This window comes from Pseudomonas sp. R62, assembly GCF_000257605.1.
GTDB lineage: Bacteria > Pseudomonadota > Gammaproteobacteria > Pseudomonadales > Pseudomonadaceae > Aquipseudomonas > Aquipseudomonas atacamensis.
Genome location: NZ_JH635998.1, coordinates 1,673,062 through 1,678,625 on the forward strand (window position 1 = coordinate 1,673,062; position 5,564 = coordinate 1,678,625).

At 63.6% G+C, this 5,564-nt stretch carries 5 protein-coding genes and 1 pseudogene; all 6 read left to right on the forward strand.

All coding sequences use genetic code 11. The annotated features are described in order from the left end of the window. Window positions 1-319 (forward strand): annotated as a pseudogene (locus OQK_RS08705) (glycosyltransferase family 2 protein); the annotation flags it as partial. Continuing rightward, entirely contained in the window at window positions 316-1,263 is a 948-nt protein-coding gene (locus tag OQK_RS08710; RefSeq protein ID WP_016772029.1) for an LpxL/LpxP family acyltransferase, read from the forward strand. The pseudogene OQK_RS08705 and the gene OQK_RS08710, both read left to right, overlap by 4 nt. Beyond that, a complete protein-coding gene (locus tag OQK_RS08715; RefSeq protein WP_016772030.1) occupies window positions 1,244-2,788 on the forward strand; it encodes an HAL/PAL/TAL family ammonia-lyase in 1,545 nt (514 codons plus the stop codon). The genes OQK_RS08710 and OQK_RS08715 overlap by 20 nt, the downstream gene beginning before the upstream one ends. Beyond that, window positions 2,781-3,206, forward strand: coding sequence for an acyl-CoA thioesterase (locus OQK_RS08720; protein ID WP_016772031.1), 426 nt, complete (start codon window positions 2,781-2,783; stop codon window positions 3,204-3,206). Before OQK_RS08715 ends, OQK_RS08720 begins: the two co-directional genes overlap by 8 nt. Then, window positions 3,203-3,805 (forward strand): outer membrane lipoprotein carrier protein LolA, encoded by a 603-nt coding sequence (locus OQK_RS08725; RefSeq protein ID WP_016772032.1) that lies wholly within the window; start codon window positions 3,203-3,205, stop codon window positions 3,803-3,805. Before OQK_RS08720 ends, OQK_RS08725 begins: the two co-directional genes overlap by 4 nt. Then, window positions 3,789-5,564, forward strand: a 1,776-nt coding sequence (locus OQK_RS08730) for an MMPL family transporter (protein ID WP_016772033.1), incomplete at its 3' end; no start/stop codon positions are given. The genes OQK_RS08725 and OQK_RS08730, both read left to right, overlap by 17 nt.

Here is a 5,564-nt window from a genome sequence, read left to right on the forward strand (position 1 = left end):
CTGGATCAACACCCTGTCGTTGCAAATTCGCGATTCGATGTGCGGCTTCCGTGTCTATCCGCTGGCGCCGACTCTGGCGGTGATCGATTCGGCCAAGGTCGGCAAGCGCATGGATTTCGATTCGGACATTCTTGTGCGTCTGGCCTGGCGCAATCAGCCGATGCGCTGGCTGCAGACCAGCGTGCATTACCCGTTGGACGGCGTGTCGCACTTCCGCCTGTTCCACGACAACGCGCTGATTTCCAGCATGCACACGCGGCTGTTCTTCGGCATGTTGCTGCGTTGGCCGCTGATTCTCTGGCGGCGGTGGAAACCATGAGCGAAGAAGTCGACAAGAAGCACTGGGCCGACCGCGAAGAGCGCGGCAGTTTCCTGCTGATGAAATTCACTGCATTCGCCGCCAAAGTCCTCGGCCGGCGCCTGCTCAGTCCGTTGCTGTACGGCATCGTCCTGTATTTCTTTTTGTTCGGCCGGATCGCCCGGCGCAGTGCCTGGCAGTACCAGCAGCGGCTGGCCGCGTGGAGCCAACGCGACGACCTGCGTCCGAGCCACTGGCGGGTGTTTGGCCAGTTCATGACCTTTGCCGATTCGCTGCTCGACAAGCTCGACGTGTGGAACGGCAAGCTGAGCATCGAGCAGATCGAAATCATCGACCCGGCGCTGCTGCGCAAGCAGTTGCGCGGCAGTCGCGGGCAACTGCTGGTCGGCGCGCATCTGGGCAATCTCGAAGTGTGCCGGGCGCTGGCGGAGATCGGCGAAAAGGTCACCATGAATGTGTTGGTGCACACCAAGCACGCCGAGCAATTCAACCGCTTGCTTGGCGAGGCCGGGGCGACCAATCTGCGCCTGATCCAGGTCAGCGAACTCGACCCGGTGATCATGCTGCAACTGCACGAACGGCTGGAACGCGGCGAGTGGCTGGCGATTGCCGGCGACCGCGTGCCGCTGCACGGCGGGCGCAGCGTGACGGTGGACTTTCTCGGCCATCCGGCGCCATTTCCACAAGGCCCGTGGTTGCTGGCCGGCCTGCTCAAGTGTCCGGTCAATCTGCTGATGTGCCTCAAGCAACCCGACGGCCACTATCGCCTGACCCTCGAACCGTTCGCCGACGCGGTGGTGTGGACACGCCGCGAGCGCGAGCAGGTCATTCATCAGTGGGCCACTCGCTACGCGCAGCGCCTGAGTCACTATTGCCTCGAAGCCCCGCAGCAATGGTTCAACTTTTACCCTTTCTGGAAGACCGATGACGACGCCAACCCATGAGCTGGTAACCTTCGGCGAACGCCCTTTGCGCATCGAAGACGTGCTGGCCCTGGCCAACCGTCAGGCGCCCGTGCAGTTGCAGGCTGACGCCGACTATCGCGAGCGCATCGCCAAGGGCGCGCGGTTTCTCGATTCGCTGCTGGACAAGGAAGGTGTGATCTACGGCGTCACCACCGGTTACGGCGATTCCTGCGTGGTCGCGGTGCCGCTGCATCACGTCGAGGCGCTGCCGCGTCATCTCTACACTTTTCACGGCTGCGGCCTGGGCAAACTACTCGACGCGCAGGCAACCCGCGCGGTGCTGGCGGCGCGTTTGCAGTCATTGTGTCACGGCGTTTCCGGGGTGCGCGTCGAACTGCTCGAGCGTCTGCATGCGTTTCTCGAATACGACATCCTGCCACTGATTCCCGAAGAGGGCTCGGTGGGTGCCAGCGGCGATCTGACGCCGTTGTCCTATGTCGCCGCAACCCTGTCCGGCGAGCGCGAAGTGCTGTTCCGTGGCGAACGCCGTCAGGCCGCCGATGTACATCGCGAGCTCGGCTGGACGCCGCTGGTGCTGCGCCCGAAAGAGGCGCTGGCGCTGATGAACGGCACGGCGGTGATGACCGGCCTCGCCTGCCTCGCCTTCGCCCGCGCCGATTACCTGCTGCAACTGGCCACGCGCATCACCGCGCTCAATGTCGTCGCGCTGCAAGGCAACCCAGAGCACTTCGACGAACGCCTGTTCGCCGCCAAACCGCACCCGGGGCAGATGCAGGTCGCCGCGTGGTTGCGCAAGGATCTGGCGATCGACGCGCCAACCGCGCCATTGCATCGTCTGCAGGATCGCTACTCGCTGCGTTGCGCGCCGCATGTGCTCGGCGTGTTGGCCGACAGCCTGAACTGGCTGCGCGGCTTCATCGAAACCGAGCTGAACAGCGCCAACGACAACCCGATCATCGACGCCGAAGCCGAGCGCGTCCTGCATGGCGGGCACTTCTACGGCGGGCACATCGCGTTCGCCATGGACAGCCTGAAAAACCTTGTGGCCAACGTCGCCGATCTGCTTGATCGGCAACTGGCACTGCTGGTCGACGAGCGCTACAACCATGGCTTGCCGAGCAACCTCTCCGGCGCCCCGGCCGAGCGGGCCATGCTCAACCACGGCTTCAAAGCCGTGCAGATCGGCACCAGCGCCTGGACCGCCGAAGCGCTGAAAAACACCATGCCGGCCAGCGTGTTCTCGCGCTCCACCGAGTGCCACAACCAGGACAAGGTGAGCATGGGCACCATCGCCGCCCGTGATGCGATTCGCGTGCTGGAGCTGACCGAACAGGTCGCCGCCGCCACGCTGCTCGCCGCCAATCAGGGCGTGTGGCTGCGCGCTCAAGCCGCCGATGCGCGCCCGCTGCCGCCGGCGCTGGCAGCGATGCACGAAGAGCTGGGCAAGGACTTCCCGCCGGTCATCGAAGACCGCGCGCTGGAAGGCGAACTGCGCCTGTGCCTGCAACGCATCGCCGCGCAACACTGGAGGCTGCATGCGTAGTGCCGGAGTGCTTCATGCCGATACCGAGATTCTCGTGCCGTTTTTCGACGTCGACACCATGCATGTGGTCTGGCACGGCCATTACGTCAAATACCTCGAAGTCGCGCGCTGTGCGCTGCTGGACAAGATCGGCCATAACTACACGCACATGGTCGAGTCGGGTTACGCCTGGCCGATCATCGACCTGCAACTGCGCTACGTGCGCAGCGCGGTGTTCGGCCAGCGGCTTAACGTGCGCGCCAGTCTGGTCGAGTGGGAAAACCGTCTGAAGATCAACTATCTGATCACCGACCTGCAGACCGGCGAACGCCTGACCCGCGCAAGCTCAGTGCAAGTCGCTGTCGAAGTCAGCAGCCGCGAGATGCAACTGGCTTCACCCAAAGTCTTCACCGATGCCGTAGAAAGGATGCTGCGATGAATGTGTTTTTCAGAAGCCTCGGCGCGTTGACGCTGCTGGCCGTGTCGTCATGGGCCAATGCCTTCGACCTGCAACAACTGAGTGAACAACTGGCGAAACCGGATGTTATCCACGGCCAGTTCATTCAGGAAAAACACCTGCGCGCCCTGCCGCAGCCGCTGATCAGCAAGGGCAGCTTCGTCCTCGCTAAAAATCATGGCTTGCTGTGGCTGTTGAAAACTCCGCTGCAACAGGATTACCGCATCACCGCCAATGGCATCGCCCGCCGTGACACCAACGGCTGGCAACTGCTGCCGAACAAGAGCGCCGGCGCCGAGCAGAACCGTTTGTTCCTCGCCGTGCTGCAAGGTGACAGCAGCGGTTTGCAGCGCGATTTCGAACTGGCCCTGAGCGGCACGGCGCAGCAGTGGCAACTGACTCTGACGCCGCGTTCGATGCTGCTCAAGCAAGTGTTCAAGCAGATCAATATCGATGGCGGCGCCCTTGTGCAAACCATCGAGCTGCTGGAAACCCAGGGCGACAGCACCCTGCTGCGCATGCAGGACAGCACGGCCGAGCAACCCCTGAGCGAAGCGGAGCAACATGACTTTGCCGAGTGAACGCAGGCTGCCCTTGCTGTTTCTGAGCCTGCTGCTGGCCGTCGTCGCGCTGGCTGCCTGGCAGTGGCGCGACGGTGCGCCGCTGTCGGCCAATCTTATGGAGCTGGTACCCGGGACCAGTCCAGACGCGCTGGAAGTGCGCGCCGAACAGCGCATGCAAGAACCGCTCAATCGCGAAATGCTGGTGCTGGTCGGTCACGCCGATCGCCAGCAAGCACTGAACATGGCTCAGCAACTGGGCGAACAATGGCAGGCCAGCGGTCTGTTCGAAACCGTGCAATGGAATCTGCAAGCCGACTTGCCGGCGCTGCGCAAGCAATTGCTGCAAGGGCGTTTGGCGATGCTCTCGGCGGATGATCGGCAGCTACTCAGCGAGCACCCCGACGCGTTCATCCAGCAGCGGGTGCAGGCGCTGTTCGATCCGTTCAACGGCTTCACCCTGGTGCCGAGCCAGGACGACTGGCTGGGCCTGACCGGGCGCATCCAGAACAGCCAGCCGAAACATGGCGCAGTGCAACTGGACATTGGCAGCGGCGCACTGGTCGCCGAGGCCGACGGCAAGAGCTGGGTGATGCTGCGTGCGCGCACCACCGGCAATGCTTTCGACATGAACCTGCCGTTGCAGGTGGCAGAGCTGCTCCAGCACAGCCGCGAGCAAGCGGCGCAAAGCGGCGTGCAGTTGCTCGCCGCCAGTGGCCTGCTCTATGCCGCCAACGGCCAGCAACAGGCTACTCGCGAGATGACTTGGGTCGGCGGTGGCGCGACGGTCGGCATTCTGCTGCTGCTGTTGTTGGCGTTTCGCCGCTGGGGCGTGCTGCTGGCGTTTGTGCCGGTGCTGGTCGGCATGCTGTTCGGCGCGGTGGCCTGCGTGGCGCTGTTCGGTCACATGCATGTGATGACGCTGGTACTCGGCTCAAGTCTGATCGGCGTTGCCGTCGATTACCCACTGCACTATCTATCCAAGAGCTGGAGCCTCAAGCCCTGGCACAGCTGGCCGGCCCTGCGCCTGACGTTGCCGGGGCTGACCCTGAGCCTGATCACCAGCGTCATCGGCTATCTGGCGCTGGCGTGGACGCCGTTCCCGGCATTGACGCAGATCGCCGTGTTCTCCGCTGCCGGCTTGCTCGGTGCGTATCTGTCGGCGGTCTGCCTGCTGCCGGCGCTGCTGAAAAATGTCCAACTGCGCCCGGCGCAATGGCCGCTGCGCCTGGCCGAACGCCTGATTCATCTGCGTGAGGCGCTGCTCGGTTGCATTCGCACGCCCGCGCTGCTGGCCCTGCTGATCGCCTTCTGCGTCGGCGGCCTGATGCAGTTGCAGAGCAAAAACGACATCCGCCAATGGGTCGGCGCGCCGCAGCATCTGACCGACGAAGCGCAGACCATAGCGCGCATCACCGGGTATCAACCGACCAGCCAGTTCTTCCTGATCCGCGCGGCCAATCAGGAGCAATTGCTTGAGCGCCAGGCAGCGCTGAGCGAACGGCTGCAGCAACTGGTCAACCTCGACAAACTGCAAGGCTATCTGGCCCTCGATCAACTGGTCAGCGCGCCGAGCCAGCAACAGCAAGTGCGCGAATCACTGAACAAGCTGCCGTCGTTCTGGCAACCGCTGCTCGATCTCGGCGTGCCAGTGACGGCGTTGCAAAACGAATTGCAGCAGTTGCAGACCCTGCCCGCCGAAGATATCGACGCCGCGCTGGCCGGCCCGCTCGGTGAGCCGTATCGGACACTGTGGCTTGGCCCGACTGAAGACGGCGTC

Excerpts from the sequence above, each read along its gene's own strand:
- OQK_RS08710 (WP_016772029.1), top strand. The coding sequence starts at position 316 with ATGAGCGAAGAAGTCGACAAGAAGCACTGGGCCGACCGCGAAGAGCGC.
- OQK_RS08715 (WP_016772030.1), top strand. The coding sequence starts at position 1,244 with ATGACGACGCCAACCCATGAGCTGGTAACCTTCGGCGAACGCCCTTTG.
- OQK_RS08720 (WP_016772031.1), top strand. The coding sequence starts at position 2,781 with ATGCGTAGTGCCGGAGTGCTTCATGCCGATACCGAGATTCTCGTGCCG.
- OQK_RS08725 (WP_016772032.1), top strand. The coding sequence starts at position 3,203 with ATGAATGTGTTTTTCAGAAGCCTCGGCGCGTTGACGCTGCTGGCCGTG.